The organism is Methyloversatilis universalis EHg5, assembly GCF_000378945.1.
GTDB classification, from domain to species: domain Bacteria; phylum Pseudomonadota; class Gammaproteobacteria; order Burkholderiales; family Rhodocyclaceae; genus Methyloversatilis; species Methyloversatilis universalis_A.
This window is the reverse complement of record NZ_KB900539.1, coordinates 2,508,087-2,521,933: the sequence shown is the minus strand read 5'-3', so window position 1 is coordinate 2,521,933 and position 13,847 is coordinate 2,508,087. Positions and strand designations below refer to the sequence as shown.

Here is a 13,847-nt window from a genome sequence, read left to right as displayed (position 1 = left end):
CCGGAGTCGATCCTTGGCCGGGACATGTCGCGGCGGGGCGCCGCTTACACGTGTTTGTTGCGGGTCTTGGCTGGAGCAGGGGGGCTTGGCCGCGGCGATCAGGGGCGGATCCGATGCTGGGCGTGATCGCAGGCTGCATCGCGGCGGGGGCGCCGCTCCCACGGGAATCTGCGCAGACCGCGACCGGTTCCGTGGGAGCGGCGCCCTCGCCGCGATAACGGCGGCGGCACGCGCGAGGCGTTCAGCGTTTCCGCTTGCGTCCGCCGCCGCCGGCCTTGCCCGGGTCGCCGAGATAGCAGGTGACTTCTTCCCGGTCGTGATAGAGCTGGCGGCAGCGCAGCACGTACTTGCGGTCGCCCATGGCTTCCGCGATCAGGTCGGTACACAGCTGCAGTTCGTCGTAGCGGCGCTTCATCGGCAGCTTGAGGTTGAACACCGCGTGCCGGCACAGGCCCTGGGTGAGCCAGCGGGCGGCCAGCGCGGCCACGCGGCGCGGCTGTTCGACCATGTCGCATACCAGCCAGTCCACCGGCTTGCGCGGCACGAAGCGGAAGCCGTCCTCGCGTTTGTGCACCACCAGGCCGGATTCCAGCAGTTCCGGGTTCATGCGGCCGTTGTCCACCGCGGTCACGCTGATGTGGCGCGACACCAGCTGCCAGGTCCAGCCGCCCGGGGCAGCACCCAGATCGACCGCGCTCATGCCCGGCTTGAGCAGGCGTTCCTGTTCGTCTTCCGACAGCAGGGTGTGGAAGGCTTCGGCCAGCTTCAGCGTCGAGCGCGACGGTGCTTCGCGCGGCATGCGCAGCCGCGGGATGCCGTTCAGCCACTCACTGCGCCGGCCTGGCCAGCTCAGCGCCACGGTGGCACGGTCGGTGGCGGTGAACAGAATGTGCAGGCGCGGCGCGTCCGGCGCGTCGCTGAAGGCGCCGGCCTCTTCCAGCGCCTGGCTCAGGTGCGGTTCCAGCTTCTTGATCATCGACGACAGCGATTTCGCGTCATCGGTGTCCGGCGTTTCGACCAGAAAGTCGGCGTAGCCGTCGCACAGTTCGCGTGCCGCCTCGACCAGCGGCGTCACCCGGTCGCCGGGCGCCATGCCTTCGACCGTGCGGCCGGAAAACAGCAGCTGGCGGGCGAAACACAGGTCCTGCCAGCGCAGGATGCGGGTGAGCGCCCACAGCGTGCCGCCTTCGGCCTGCGCCTCGACCCAGCCGCTGTTCTGCTCGGCGCTGACCTCGACCAGATGGCCTGCTTCGCCGCAGCGGTCGGCGATTTCCTGCGCGCATTCGCGCTCGAAGCCGGGGCGGCAGTAGAGCAGCAGGCCGTTGAGATGTGTTTTCAAGATATTTCCGATCTGCGGGAATCGACGTGGTGAGACACGGTCTGTGGTACATGTCTGGCCCTTGCCAGACACACCTCCGGACTTCCTCAAGCCACATCATGGACAGCAAGGATATCGCGCGGCGCCGGCTCGGACGCTCGTCGCTGGACGTGCCCGCCATCGGGCTGGGCACCATGACCTTCGGCCAGCAGGTCGATGAGCGCAGCGCGCATGCGCTGATGGACGAAGCTTTCGAAGCCGGCATCGACCTGCTCGACGCGGCCGAAATGTACCCGGTCCCGGCGCGCGCCGAAACCTGCGGCGCCACCGAAAGCATCGTCGGCAGCTGGCTGGCGAAGAAACCGCGCGACAAGGTGATCGTTGCTACCAAGGTGGCGGGGCCGGCGCGCGGCATGCCGTGGATACGCGGCGGCCCGCTGGCGCTGGACGAAGCCAACATCCGCGCCGCGGTCGAAGGTTCGCTGCGCCGGCTGGGCACTGACCATATCGACCTGTACCAGATCCACTGGCCGGCCCGTAACGTGCCGATGTTCGGCCACTACGAATACGACCCGGCGGCCGAACGCGACGCCGCGTCGCTGCGCAGCCAGCTGGAAACGATGGCGAAGCTGATCGCCGAAGGCAAGGTGCGCCACATCGGCGTGTCCAACGAAACGCCCTGGGGGCTGATGACCTGCATGCGCCTGGCCGACGAGGGGCTGCCGCGGGTGGTGAGCATCCAGAACGCCTACCACCTGATGAACCGCACCTTCGATTTCGGGCTGTCGGAGGTGTGCGCGCGAGAGCAGGTGTCGCTGCTCGCCTATTCGCCGATGGGCTTCGGCCACCTCAGCGGCAAGTATGCGGACGACGCCGATGCGGCCGGCCGCATCACCGAATTTCCGCAGTTCGGCCAGCGCTATTTCAAGGAGAACGTGGCGCCGGCTTCGCGCGCCTATGCAGCGCTGGCGCGCGAGCACGGGCTCACGCCGGCGCAGTTGGCGCTGGCCTTCTGCTACCGCCGCAGCACGGTGGCCAGCACGCTGATCGGGGTGACGAACGCCACCCAGTTGCGGGAAAATATCAGCGCGTGGTCGGTCAGCCTGTCTGACGAGCTGTGCAAGGCGATCGACGCGATCCACCTGCGCTACACCAACCCCGCGCCATGAGTCAGCGCCGGCAGCGCACCGCGCCTGCCGCGCTTGCAAGAGATTTCAGAGCAGCCCGCCGCCCCGAGGCGGCACAGAAGGAGAACACCGCATGACCCTCAAGCCGTTCGCCGCACTGATCGCGGCCAGCGTCCTTGCTTTCCCGCTCGCCCTGCACGCGCAGGACGCGAAGAAGAGCCCCGCGAAGAAACCGGCTGCCGCCAGCAAGAAGGCGGCCGCACCGGCGAAGGAAGCCGAACCGCTGGAACTGGCGCACTCGCTCGATGAGAGCACCGCGCAGGCGCTGCAGAAGCTGGTCGATGACTTCAACGCCAGTGGCAAGGCGTCGCAGAAGATCGTGCTGAGCGCCCGCAAGTGGGACGACGGTGCCGCGCCCGCGATGCAGGTGCTGGATGCCGATGCCCGTGCTCATTTCCTCGACGGCAAGGTGCGCTACACCCCGCTGGCCGACGTGATGGCCAAGGGCAAGGAGAAGTTCGCCGCGGTGCGCATTCCGTCGCCGATGCCGTCCTGGCTGGCCGATGGCAAGGGCCGGCTGAATGCACTGGCCATCGGTTTGGCCACGCCGGTCATGTTCTACAACAAGGACGCCTTCACCCGCGTTGGCCTGGACCCGCAGCAGCCGCCCAATCACTGGCTCACGCTGCAGTCCGCGCTCGGTGACCTGCGCGACGCCGGCTATTCCTGCCCCTATACGAGCGCACGTCCGGCGCTGGTGCACGTGGACAACGTGAGTGCCTGGCACAACGAGCCGTTCGCCCGCAAGGTGGCGGCCAAGAAGGGCCAGAAGGCGGGTGAGGAACTGGCGTTCAACGGTCTGGTGCAGGTGAAGCACCTGGCCATGATGTCGTCCTGGTACAAGAGCCGCTATCTGCACATCTTCGGCCGCGGCGACGAGGCGGTGCCGATGTTCTCCAGCGGCAAGTGCCAGGTGCTGACCGCGATGTCTTCCTCGTGGCCGGCAATCAAGCACGACGCCAAGTTCGAGGTGGGTGTGGCACCGCTGCCCTTCCACGAAGACGTGTACAACAAGACCGGCCACACGCTGGCCGATGGCGCCTCGCTGTGGGTGTCGGCTGGCCGCAGCGCGGCCGATCTGCAGACCATCGCCCGCTTCGTCACCTTCGCGCTCGATCCGGAGCGTCAGGCGCGATGGGCGCTGGACACCGGTTTCGTACCGCTGAACCGTGCTGGCGTGGTGGCGCTGAGCCCGGTGGATGCACCGACTGCCGATGGCGTGGTGCGCGTGGCGCTGCGTCAGCTGGCCGGTCGCGGCGGTGCGGCGGCGGCAGACGGCGGCCCCAGTGTCGCGTCGGCCAACCCCAAGGTGCGCGCAGCACTCGACGAAGAACTGGAGGCGCTGTGGGCTGACCGCAAGCCGGCCAAGGCCGCGCTGGACAGTGCCGTGATGCGGGCGGCGCAATGAGCGACAGCGAACAGCTGGTGCTGCTGATACGCAGTGCACGCGAGGACGCGTCGGTGCGCGAGCCGCTGCTCAAGCTGCTCGCGCTCGACGACGCCGCGCGGGTGCGTGCGATCGAGAACTGGGTGAAGGAGGGCGTGGCCAGCGGTCAGTCCATCGAACTGCTGTCGGCCATCGCCTGGCTGGTCGACGATCAGGTTGCGCGCGAGGCGCGCGATCTGCTGCAGAACCAGTGAGGTCGAACCGGTGAGCGCCTACCCGTGAGCGACTGGGGGCGACCGCTGTGGATCGCCCACCGGGGCGGCGGTCGTGCCGCGCCGGAAAACACGCTGGCGGCGATACGCGCCGGCGCGGCGGCCGGCTTCCGCATGGTCGAGTTCGACGTGATGCTGAGCCGCGACGGCGTGCCGGTGCTCATCCACGACGACACGCTGGAGCGCACCACCAGTGGCCGTGGTGCAGTGGCTGAGCACGACTTCGCCGCGCTGCGCCAGCTCGACGCCGGTGCCTGGCACGGCCGGGCCTTTGCCGGCGAAGTCATTCCCACACTGGAAGAAGCGATCGCGCTGCTGGTCGCGCTCGATCTCGACGCCAATATCGAAATCAAGCCGGCGCCGGGCCATGCCCGTGCCACCGGTGACGCGGTGGCGCGCACGGTGGCGGCGCGCTGGCCGGTCGGGCGCACGCTGCCACTGTTTTCATCCTTCGATTTCGATGCGCTGGACGCGGCCCGCGCGCGGGCGCCCGAGGTGCCGCGCGGGCTGCTGTTCGAAGCGGTGCCGGATGACTGGCGCACGCAGATGCGCACGCTGGGCGCGGTGTCGCTGCATTGCGATCACGGCCGCCTTGCCGCGGAGCGCCTGGCCGACATCGTCGGCGCCGGTATTCCGCTGCTGTGCTACACGGTGAATCAGGCCGACCGCGCGGCCGCGCTGATCGCGGCCGGCGTGCGCGGCCTGTTTACCGACTGCCTCGACCTGCCGGGGCAGGTCGCAGGCCACTGACCCGCTGTCGCCCGGTTACAGCGGCGGCATGCGGGTGACCGCGTGCTTCTTGAAAATGCGGTCCAGCGTACCGTCGCTTTCCAGGTCGGCCAGCGCCTTCTTCAGCGCCTGTTCCAGGTCGGCGGCGTCGGCCACCACCGCCATGCCCAGCGCCCAGCCGGCCTGCGGCAGGCCCGGCAGCGGCGGCGGATTGCTCATCGTGAAGCGGCTGCCGGTGGCGGCCTTCATCGGTTCGATCTGGCTGCGCATGCCGAGGAAGGCCGCGATTTCACCGGATTCGAGCGCCTTGCGGGCATCGGTCATCGACGCATAGTGATGTAGCTGGCTGCGCAGCCGGCCGGCGTCCGACGACAGCAGCGCCATCGACAGGATGGATTCGCCTTCGGCGCCCAGCGGCTGCTGGTCGATGTCAGCCACCTTGTCCAGCTTGGGCAGCTTTTCGGTGTCGCGCAGCGCGGCCAGGGTTTCGCGGTGGTAGGCGCCGAAGATGCGCACCTGCGGGTTGCGCTGGCTCATGACCGGGTCCACCGGTACGTGCACCATCACGTCGGAGACTGCCGGGCCGAGCACCGTGCCCTTCCAGACGATGTTGCGCAGGTCGTCGTCCATGTTCTCGCCGGCGTCATAGCTGGCCAGCACCGCTTTCAGACCCATTTTTTCGGCCAGCGCGCGCGCGATGTCGACATCGATGCCGGCGCCGTCGTCGGCGTAGGGAGGGAAGTCCTTGTACAGGCCGACCCGCAGCTGGCCGCTGGATTTCACTTCGGCGAGATCGCGGGCATCGGCGGCTGCGGTGGCGAGCAGGCCGGCGGCGAGCAGGGCTGTACCCAGCAAAGTCTTCAGGCGGCTTGATGTCATGCGGAAGGTCACGTTCGGATGCTCCGTGTTGAGAGTGAGCGCAGCTTAGGCCGGGCCGGCTGCCGGCACGCCGGTGTTCTGCCGCAGGCGGTACGGTCAAATTGCCCGCTCCGGGCCGTCGGGCGGCACCCTATGATCCGGCCGCGCTGGCCGGCTGATCAGCGCATGCGCACAATGTGCCTCCATCACCCGTCTCGTAACGCCTGCCGATGAAACGCGTAGACCTCAAGCGCATCCTGCTGATCCGCATCACGCTGTTTGCGCTGCTGCTGCTGGCCTGCGCGATCGCATTCACGCTGGTACAGACCCGCGAACGGCTGCACGCCGACATCCCGCGTACCGGCGACACCATCAAGCAGCTGATCGAGAACGAGATTTCCCGCGTGTCGCCGCCTTTCGTGCGCGATCTGGGTTCGCTGGAACTGAACGATCTGGAGGGCATAGGCCGGCTGGTGCATTTCTGTGCCGAGGTGATCAACATCTACTCACGTCCGGTGGTGCAGCGCTGTTTCGGCGACGCCGAAGCGCCGGTCTGGCTGCCGGCCAGCCTGATGCGCCGGGTGGTGGGCGAGGAGGCGCGCTATGTCGGCGCGGTCGGCCGCTATCCGGGCATCAAGGTAGGTGAGTTGCTGCTGACGCCCAATTACAACAGCGTGGCGCAGTCGGTGGCGACCGCCATCCGCAACCTGCTCATCATCACCGCCGGCGTGCTGCTGCTGAACGTGCTGGTCTATCTGCCGGTGCGCCGGGTGCTGCGCCCGGCTGATGACATCCTGCGCGGCGTTGAGCGCATGCAGGCCGGTGACCTGTCGGTGCGCCTGCCGTCTTTCGAACTGATCGAACTGCAGCGCATCGGCCAGGTGTTCAACCATCTGGCCGGCCGGCTGCAGCACACCATGGAGGAACAGCGCCTGCTTGCCCGCCGTCTGCTCGACGTGCGCGAGGAGGAGCGGCGCCGGCTTGCGCGCGAACTGCACGACGAAATGGGCCAGTGCCTCACCTCCATCCAGGCCGAGGCGGCCTATGCGCGCGAACTGGCGCACGACCAGCTGCCGGCGCTCACGCCCTGCGCCGAGGCGATTTCGCGCATCACCGCGCACATGATGGAAGTGCTGCAGCTCATCCTGCGCGAACTGCGGCCGGTCGGGCTGGAAGCTTTCGGTCTGGCGGCCTGTCTGGAACAGCTGATCGACAGCCGCAACCGCAGCAGCCACGGTCGCTGCCTGCACACGCTGGACATTCAGGGTGACCCGTCCGGTCTGGCCGACAACCTGAACGTGAGCCTCTACCGCATCGTGCAGGAAAGCCTGACCAATGCGCAGAAGCACGCGGATGCCCGTCATATCGCGGTATCGCTGCGCTGCGTCGGCGGCGAGGTCAGACTGAGCGTCGATGACGATGGCCGGCCGCTCGAAGGTGCGAAGTTCGAAGGCGGGCTGGGCGTGCTGGGCATGCGCGAGCGGGTGAATGCGCTGGGCGGCCGGCTCACGCTGACGCCGCGCAGCGAAGGTGGCCTGCGGGTCGAGGTGGTACTGCCGGCCGATGCCGGCGCGGCGACGAACAGAAACGAAGGAGTGCTCGCATGATCCGTCTGCTGCTGGTCGACGATCACGCGGTGGTGCGCGAAGGCTATCGCCGGCTGCTGGAACGCCGGCCCGACCTGCGCATCGAGGCGGAGGCGTCCACCGCGGGCGAGGCGCTGACCGCCTTCCGCAGCGTGGAGCCGGACGTGGTGGTGCTGGACCTGGGCCTGCCCGACATGGGCGGGGTCGAACTGGTGCGCCGGCTGGTGCAGCGTGATGGGCGCGCGCGCATTCTGGTGTTCAGCATGCACCGTGACCCGCTGTTCGCGTCGCAGGCGCTGCGCGCCGGCGCGCTCGGCTACGTGACCAAGAGCTGCGCGCCGGACGTGCTGATCGATGCGGTCTATCAGGTGGCGGCACGGCGCCGGGTGCTCAGCCCGGACATCGCGCCCGAACTGGCGCTTGCGCTGCTGAACGAGTCGGACAATCCGCTCGATGCGCTGTCACCGCGCGAATTCGAGGTGCTGCGGCTGCTGCTCGACGGCCGCACGCCGGACGAGATCGGCCAGATGCTGCACATCAGCCCGAAAACCGCGCAGAACACTCACTATCAGATCAAGGCCAAACTCGGCACCCGCACCGACATCGATCTAGTACGGCTGGCGCTCAAGTGGGGCATGGGTGGCGGCGCGGAAGGCGGCAGCGGCGACAGTCCGGGCGGCGCTGAGGGGGCTGCAGACTGAGCTGCGGCGCGGCCGGCCCCCGGTGACCGACTTTCAGCGCGCAGCCATCTGCATGGTGGCTGCGATCGCCTGCTGCCAGCGTGGCAGCAGCGTGGTGGCCAGCGTGTCGTCCTGCGGCTCGAAACTGCGGCCGCCGGTTTCCGGCAGCGCCATGTCCAGCCCGCAGCCGCGGGCGGCCAGCAGTGCGGCCCCCAGCGCGGTGGTTTCGGCGGTCGGCGCCACCTGTACCGGGCAGCCCAGCAGATCGGCCTGCATCTGCATCAGCAGGGCGTTCGCGGTGCCGCCGCCATCCACCCTCAGCGCGCGCAGCGGCGCGCCGGCGTCGGCTTCCATCGCGCGCATCACGTCCAGCGTCTGCAGCGCGATCGCCTCCAGCGCGGCGCGGGCGATGTGGGCAGGGGTGGTGCCGCGGGTCAGCCCGTACAGCGCGCCGCGCGCGTCCGCCGACCAGTGCGGCGCGCCCAGCCCGGTGAAGGCCGGCACCACGGTGACGCCGCCGCTGTCCGGCACGCTGGCGGCCAGCGCCTCGATGTCGGCCGAGCGCGCGATCAGGCCCAGCCCGTCACGCAGCCACTGCACCAGCGCCCCGGTCACGAACACGCTGCCTTCGAGCGCGTATTCGATGTCGCTCGAGGTCTGCGCCGCGCAGGTGGCGAGCAGGCCGTGGGTGGAGGCGATCACCTGCCGGCCGGTGTGCATCAGCATGAAACAGCCGGTGCCATAGGTGTTCTTCGCCAGGCCGGCCGCGTTGCAGCCCTGACCGTACAGCGCTGCCTGCTGGTCACCGGCGATGCCGGTCAGCGGAATCGCGCGGCCGAACAGGGCGGGGTCGGTATCGGCCAGAGGGCCGGCCGACGGCAGCACTTCGGGCAGCAGCGCGCGCGGTACGCCGAACAGGGCCAGCAGATCGTCGTCCCAGCGCCCGCTGCGGATGTCCAGCAGCTGGGTACGGCTGGCGTTGGTGAGGTCGGTGATGTGGCGGCGACCACCGGTGAGCTGCCACACCAGCCAGCTGTCGAGGGTGCCGCAGGCCAGTTCGCCGCGTTCGGCACGGCCGCGGGCGCCGGGCACATGGTCCAGCAGCCAGGCGATCTTGCTGGCCGAAAAGTAGGGGTCGAGCACCAGCCCTGTCCGGCCGCGCACGAAGGCTTCGTGTCCGTCTGCGCGCAGCCGGGCGCAGGCGTCGGCGGTACGCCTGTCCTGCCATACGATGGCGGGTGCCTGCGGCGTGCCGGTCGCTCTGTCCCACAGCACCACGGTTTCGCGCTGGTTGGTGATGCCGATGGCGGCGATGTCGGCCGGTTTCAGCGCCGCGCGCAGCAGCGCTTCGTGCATGCAGGCCAGGGTGTCGGTCCAGATGCGCAGCGCATCGTGTTCGACCCAGCCAGGCTGCGGATACATCTGGGGAAGTTCGCGCTGCGCCATCGCGACCACCCGGCCGGCGGCGTCGAACACCAGCGCGCGCGAACTGGTCGTGCCCTGGTCGAGGGCGAGAATGAAGCCCTGTGCGGCAGTCGTGTGCGCGGCGTCGGTCACGGCGGAACTCCTCCCTCTTCACGGTGGGGCGCGGGCGGAACAGGCCTTCCGCTGCAGTGCTCGACGATACCGGGCCAGCCGGCGCTTGCAAACTTTCGCGCCGCCCCGATATCCACTGGCATGTGCCCGCAACGGCCGGGCTGTGCGCAGTCCGCCGCCCTCCGTCCCCACCGCAGTCTTCCGAGCTGGAGCCCCGATGCCCGAACCGTTCAACATTCCGCTGTCCATGCTCGATCTGGTGCCGGTCCGCCACGGTGGCAGCGTGGCCGATGCGCTGCAGGAAGCCGTCGCGCTGGCGCGTCATGTCGAACAGCTGGGCTTCAGGCGCTACTGGCTGGCCGAGCACCACAATATGGATGGCATCGCGAGTGCCGCCACCGCGGTGCTGATCGGCCACGTGGCCGGCCAGACTTCGCGCATCCGCGTAGGCTCGGGCGGCGTCATGCTGCCCAATCACGCGCCGCTGGTGGTGGCGGAAAGCTTCGGCACGCTGGCCACGCTGTATCCGGGGCGCATCGATCTGGGGCTGGGCCGCGCGCCGGGCGCCGACCGCGCGACCATGCGCGCACTGCGTCGCGATCTTTCAGCCAATGGCGACGACTTTCCGGAGCAGGTGGCCGAACTGCGCGCGCTGCTGGCGCCGGCGCAGCCCGGGCAGGCGGTGCGGGCGATGCCGGGCGAGGGCACCGAAGTGCCGGTGTGGCTGCTCGGCTCCAGCCTGTTCAGTGCGCAGCTGGCGGCCCAGCTGGGCCTGCCTTACGCCTTCGCCGCCCATTTCGCGCCACGCATGATGCTGGAGGCCGCCCGCCTGTACCGCGAACTGTTCCGGCCATCGGCGGTGCTCGACCGGCCGCACCTGATGCTGGGCGTGCCGGTGATCGCCGCCGACAGCGACCACGAGGCGCGCGGGCTGTTCACCTCGACGCAGCAGCGTGTGCTGGCGCTGATGCGCGGCGAGTCACTGCGGCTGCGCCCGCCGGTGGCCGACATGACGCCGCTGTGGGCCGGCCACGAGAAGGCCTCGGTCGATGCCTTCCTCGCCGAAGCGGTGGTCGGCGGCCCCGATACCGTGCGCCGCGGCCTGGCGTCGCTGGTCGAGCGCACTGGCGCGGACGAACTGATGGTGGTGACCGACATCCACGACTTCGCGCTGCGCCTGCGTTCCTGCCGCATCGTCGCCGAGGTGGCCGGCGTGAGCGCGGAGCCGGCCGTCGCCTGAACGCGCCACGGCCATCAGGCCGGCGGCGGCGCGAATGCTAGAATCCGCGACTGTTTTCGCGCCGCAGCGCGCGCCCTGAAATCCTGATTGCCGACCATGAACAGCGCCGATATCCGCTCCGCCTTCCTGAATTTCTTCGCTTCCAAGGGCCACCAGATCGTGTCCTCCAGCTCGCTGGTGCCGCACGAGGACCCGACGCTGCTGTTCACCAACGCCGGCATGAACCAGTTCAAGGACGTGTTCCTCGGCTTCGACAAGCGCAGCTACAACCGCGCCACCACCTCGCAGAAATGCGTGCGCGCCGGCGGCAAGCACAACGATCTGGAAAACGTCGGCTACACCGCGCGTCACCACACCTTCTTCGAAATGCTGGGCAACTTCAGCTTCGGCGACTACTTCAAGCGCGACGCCATCGCGTTCGCGTGGGAACTGCTGACCGAAGTGTTCAAGCTGCCCAAGGACAAGCTCACGATCACCGTCTATGCCGAAGACGACGAAGCCTTCGACATCTGGACGAAGGAAATCGGCGTGCCGGCCGAGCGCGTCATCCGCATCGGCGACAACAAGGGCGCGCGCTACGCCTCGGACAACTTCTGGATGATGGGCGACACCGGCCCCTGCGGCCCGTGTACCGAAATCTTCTACGATCACGGCGCCCACATTCCGGGCGGCCCGCCGGGCTCGCCGGACGAGGACGGCGACCGCTACATCGAAATCTGGAACAACGTGTTCATGCAGTTCAACCGCGACGAAGCGGGCGTGCTGCATCCGCTGCCCAAGCCCAGCGTGGACACCGGCATGGGTCTGGAGCGCATCGCCGCGGTGCTGCAGGGCGTGCACAGCAATTACGAAATCGACCTGTTCGTCGCGCTGATCGCCGCCGCCGCGCGCGAAACACAGACCACCGACCTCGACACGCCGTCGCTGAAGGTGCTGGCCGACCACATCCGCGCCTGTTCCTTCCTGATCGCCGACGGCGTCATTCCGGGCAACGAAGGCCGCGGCTACGTGCTCCGCCGCATCATTCGCCGCGCCATCCGTCACGGCTACAAGCTGGGCGCACGCGCCGCCTTCTTCCACCGCATGGTGCCGGACCTGGTGGCGCAGATGGGTGCTGCTTATCCGGATCTGGCTGCGGCGCAGCAGAAGGTGATGGACGTGCTGCGGCAGGAAGAGGAGCGCTTCTTCGCCACCATCGCCAACGGCATGGACATCCTGGAATCGGCGCTGGCCGCGCTGGCGCAGGGCACGCCGCTGGATGGCGAAACCGCGTTCAAGCTGCACGACACCTACGGCTTCCCGCTCGATCTGACCGCAGACATCTGCCGCGAGCGCGGCCTCACCGTGGATACCGCAGGCTTCGACGCCGCAATGGCACGCCAGAAGGAACAGGCACGCGCCGCCGGCAAGTTCAAGATGGCGACCGCGCTCGAATACGACGGCGCGTCCACCACCTTCCACGGCTACGACACGCTGGACGCGGCCGGCAAGGTGCTGGCGCTGTACCGCGATGGCGCTCCGGTGAATGAACTGCACGAAGGCGAACTGGGCGTCGTGGTGCTGGACAACACGCCCTTTTACGCCGAATCCGGCGGCCAGGTTGGCGACCGCGGCGAACTGCGCGCGGCCCAGGGCATTTTCAAGGTCGAGGACACGCTGAAGATACAGGCGGCGGTGTTCGGTCACCACGGCGTGGTCGGCACCGGCCGCATCGCGGTCGGCGACAGCGTGAGCGCGCGTGTTGATGTGCGCGCCCGCGCCGCCACCGCGCGCAACCACTCGGTCACCCACCTGATGCACAAGGCGCTGCGCGAGGTGCTGGGCGACCACGTGCAGCAGAAGGGCTCGCTGGTCGACGCCGACAAGACCCGCTTCGATTTCGTGCACACCGCGCCGATGACCGACGACGAAATCGGCCGTGTCGAGCGCATCGTCAATGCCGAAATCCTCGCCAACGCGGCCACCCAGGCGCGCGTGATGGGCATCGAGGACGCGCAGAAGTCGGGCGCCATGATGCTGTTCGGCGAGAAGTACGGCGACGAGGTGCGCGTGCTGGACATCGGTTCGTCGCGCGAACTGTGCGGTGGTACCCACGTCGCCCGCACCGGCGACATCGGTCTGTTCAAGATCACCGTGGAAGCGGGCGTCGCTGCCGGCGTGCGCCGGGTCGAGGCCATCACCGGCGAGAACGCGGTGGCTTTCGTGCAGCGTCAGGACAGGCTGGTGTCGGAAGCCGCTGCCGCGTTCAAGGCGCCGGCCAATGAGCTGCCGGCCAAGATCGCTCAGGTGATCGACAACGTGCGCGCGCTGGAAAAGGAAATCGCCCGTCTGAAGAGCAAGCTCGCCGCCAGTCAGGGCGACGAACTGGCCGCGCAGGCGGTGGCTGTCGGCGGCGCGAAGGTGCTGGCCGCGGTGATGGAAGGCGCCGACGTGCCGGCGCTGCGCGAAACGCTGGACAAGCTGCGCGACAAGCTCGGCTCGGCTGCCATCGTGCTGGCCGCGGTGAACGACGGCAAGGTGAGCCTGATCGCTGGCGTGACCGCGGATCTGATCGCGAAGGTGAAAGCCGGCGAACTGGTCAACTTCGTCGCCGGCCAGGTCGGCGGCAAGGGCGGCGGCAAGCCGGACATGGCGCAGGCGGGCGGCACCCAGCCGGAAAATCTGCCGGCCGCGCTGACCGGCGTGGCGAAGTGGGTGGAAGGAAAGCTCGGATGAAAACGCGTGCGGCCGTGCTGATGCTGCTGGCGTCCGTCTGCGCGCAGGCGGGCGAGGGCGCGGTGATCGAGGCGACCACCGCCGCCGGCGACCGGGTCGAACTGATGCCGGACGGCCGCTGGCGCTTCGTCGATCAGGCGAAGCAGGCCGAGGCGAAGAAGGTGGCCGACAGCTATCCGCAGAATCAGCTGCGGCCGGAAGGTGCGCAGGGCGGCTGGTTCGGCACCCGCACGCTGCTGCCCGGTGACAAGGACTACAACCGCGGCACGCTGAACCCGAAGATGCGCTGAACGCTGAAATGAAAAAGCCGCCCACGGGCGGCTTTTTCATTTCATGGAA

At 68.7% G+C, this 13,847-nt stretch carries 12 protein-coding genes; 9 read left to right on the top strand and 3 right to left on the bottom strand.

What is annotated here, in order from left to right; translation table 11 throughout:
- Positions 1 to 241 precede the first annotated feature (241 nt).
- Entirely contained in the window at positions 242 to 1,339 is a 1,098-nt protein-coding gene (gene rlmM, locus METUNV2_RS0111610; protein WP_018229647.1) for a 23S rRNA (cytidine(2498)-2'-O)-methyltransferase RlmM, read from the bottom strand.
- 98 nt (positions 1,340 to 1,437) lie between these two features.
- Between rlmM and METUNV2_RS0111605 the strand changes: the two genes are divergently transcribed.
- The 4 genes from METUNV2_RS0111605 (at position 1,438) to ugpQ (ending at position 4,914) form a co-directional block, all read left to right on the top strand.
- On the top strand, positions 1,438 to 2,487 hold the full coding sequence (locus METUNV2_RS0111605; RefSeq protein ID WP_018229646.1) for an aldo/keto reductase: 1,050 nt from the start codon (positions 1,438 to 1,440) through the stop codon (positions 2,485 to 2,487).
- 91 nt (positions 2,488 to 2,578) lie between these two features.
- Positions 2,579 to 3,913 carry an extracellular solute-binding protein gene (locus METUNV2_RS0111600; RefSeq protein ID WP_018229645.1) on the top strand — a complete coding sequence of 445 codons (1,335 nt, stop codon included), beginning with the start codon at positions 2,579 to 2,581 and terminating at the stop codon, positions 3,911 to 3,913.
- The gene (locus tag METUNV2_RS0111595) at positions 3,910 to 4,146 is read left to right on the top strand and encodes a hypothetical protein (RefSeq protein WP_018229644.1); all 237 of its coding nucleotides are present in this window, start codon (positions 3,910 to 3,912) and stop codon (positions 4,144 to 4,146) included. Before METUNV2_RS0111600 ends, METUNV2_RS0111595 begins: the two co-directional genes overlap by 4 nt.
- Positions 4,147 to 4,170: 24 nt before the next feature.
- Positions 4,171 to 4,914 (top strand): glycerophosphodiester phosphodiesterase, encoded by a 744-nt coding sequence (gene ugpQ, locus METUNV2_RS0111590; protein WP_018229643.1) that lies wholly within the window; start codon positions 4,171 to 4,173, stop codon positions 4,912 to 4,914.
- Positions 4,915 to 4,929: 15 nt separating this feature from the next.
- Here the strand turns inward: ugpQ and METUNV2_RS0111585 are convergent, their stop codons facing one another.
- Positions 4,930 to 5,772, bottom strand: a complete 843-nt coding sequence (locus METUNV2_RS0111585) for a substrate-binding periplasmic protein (RefSeq protein ID WP_026188098.1) — start codon at positions 5,770 to 5,772, stop codon at positions 4,930 to 4,932.
- A 209-nt stretch (positions 5,773 to 5,981) separates the two neighbouring features.
- On the opposite strand from METUNV2_RS0111585, the gene METUNV2_RS0111580 reads away from it, so the two are divergent.
- Both METUNV2_RS0111580 and METUNV2_RS0111575 read left to right on the top strand, forming a co-directional pair.
- On the top strand, positions 5,982 to 7,358 hold the full coding sequence (locus METUNV2_RS0111580; RefSeq protein ID WP_018229641.1) for an ATP-binding protein: 1,377 nt from the start codon (positions 5,982 to 5,984) through the stop codon (positions 7,356 to 7,358).
- Positions 7,355 to 8,038: a response regulator gene (locus METUNV2_RS0111575; protein ID WP_018229640.1), complete on the top strand. Its 684-nt coding sequence runs from the start codon at positions 7,355 to 7,357 to the stop codon at positions 8,036 to 8,038. The genes METUNV2_RS0111580 and METUNV2_RS0111575 overlap by 4 nt, the downstream gene beginning before the upstream one ends.
- Before the next feature lie 33 nt (positions 8,039 to 8,071).
- On the opposite strand, the gene glpK is transcribed toward METUNV2_RS0111575, so the two are convergent.
- The gene (gene glpK / locus METUNV2_RS0111570; RefSeq protein WP_018229639.1) at positions 8,072 to 9,574 is read right to left on the bottom strand and encodes a glycerol kinase GlpK; all 1,503 of its coding nucleotides are present in this window, start codon (positions 9,572 to 9,574) and stop codon (positions 8,072 to 8,074) included.
- Positions 9,575 to 9,770: 196 nt separating this feature from the next.
- Here glpK and METUNV2_RS0111565 point away from each other — a divergent pair, with 196 nt between their 5' ends.
- From METUNV2_RS0111565 to METUNV2_RS0111555, 3 genes are all read left to right on the top strand, one after another.
- Positions 9,771 to 10,793, top strand: a complete 1,023-nt coding sequence (locus METUNV2_RS0111565; RefSeq protein ID WP_018229638.1) for an LLM class flavin-dependent oxidoreductase — start codon at positions 9,771 to 9,773, stop codon at positions 10,791 to 10,793.
- A gap of 96 nt (positions 10,794 to 10,889) precedes the next feature.
- The gene (gene alaS / locus METUNV2_RS0111560; RefSeq protein WP_018229637.1) at positions 10,890 to 13,508 is read left to right on the top strand and encodes an alanine--tRNA ligase; all 2,619 of its coding nucleotides are present in this window, start codon (positions 10,890 to 10,892) and stop codon (positions 13,506 to 13,508) included.
- Positions 13,505 to 13,798 (top strand): hypothetical protein, encoded by a 294-nt coding sequence (locus METUNV2_RS0111555; protein WP_018229636.1) that lies wholly within the window; start codon positions 13,505 to 13,507, stop codon positions 13,796 to 13,798. Before alaS ends, METUNV2_RS0111555 begins: the two co-directional genes overlap by 4 nt.
- Positions 13,799 to 13,847: the final 49 nt, after the last annotated feature.

Coding starts and splice junctions, on each gene's coding strand:
- alaS (WP_018229637.1), top strand. CDS start 10,890: ATGAACAGCGCCGATATCCGCTCCGCCTTCCTGAATTTCTTCGCTTCC.
- METUNV2_RS0111605 (WP_018229646.1), top strand. CDS start 1,438: ATGGACAGCAAGGATATCGCGCGGCGCCGGCTCGGACGCTCGTCGCTG.
- METUNV2_RS0111565 (WP_018229638.1), top strand. CDS start 9,771: ATGCCCGAACCGTTCAACATTCCGCTGTCCATGCTCGATCTGGTGCCG.
- METUNV2_RS0111575 (WP_018229640.1), top strand. CDS start 7,355: ATGATCCGTCTGCTGCTGGTCGACGATCACGCGGTGGTGCGCGAAGGC.
- METUNV2_RS0111555 (WP_018229636.1), top strand. CDS start 13,505: ATGAAAACGCGTGCGGCCGTGCTGATGCTGCTGGCGTCCGTCTGCGCG.
- METUNV2_RS0111585 (WP_026188098.1), bottom strand. CDS start 5,772: ATGACATCAAGCCGCCTGAAGACTTTGCTGGGTACAGCCCTGCTCGCC.
- METUNV2_RS0111595 (WP_018229644.1), top strand. CDS start 3,910: ATGAGCGACAGCGAACAGCTGGTGCTGCTGATACGCAGTGCACGCGAG.
- METUNV2_RS0111600 (WP_018229645.1), top strand. CDS start 2,579: ATGACCCTCAAGCCGTTCGCCGCACTGATCGCGGCCAGCGTCCTTGCT.
- METUNV2_RS0111580 (WP_018229641.1), top strand. CDS start 5,982: ATGAAACGCGTAGACCTCAAGCGCATCCTGCTGATCCGCATCACGCTG.